Consider the following 211-nt stretch of genomic DNA (forward strand, 5'->3'; position numbering starts at 1 on the left):
CTCTGCCAGGGGGATGAAGTCGCCGGGGCTGATCATGCCGCGCTGGGGGTGGCGCCAGCGCACCAGGGCTTCGGCTCCGACCAGGCGGGCCTGGTGGTCGACGACGGGCTGGTAGTGCACGAGCAGTTCGTTGCGGGCCAGGCCCTGGCGCAGGTCGGCTTCCAGGTTGGAGCGGGCGTTGACGGCGGCCTGCATGTCGGGGTCGAAGAAG

The 211-nt window shown here is 71.1% G+C and carries 1 protein-coding gene; it reads right to left on the bottom strand.

Annotated elements, in window-relative coordinates:
- A partial coding sequence (locus ASE28_RS08065; protein WP_057264769.1) for an EAL domain-containing protein occupies nt 1–211 on the bottom strand: 211 nt, incomplete at both ends.

Source organism: Acidovorax sp. Root219 (genome assembly GCF_001428665.1).
Classification (GTDB): domain Bacteria; phylum Pseudomonadota; class Gammaproteobacteria; order Burkholderiales; family Burkholderiaceae_C; genus Acidovorax.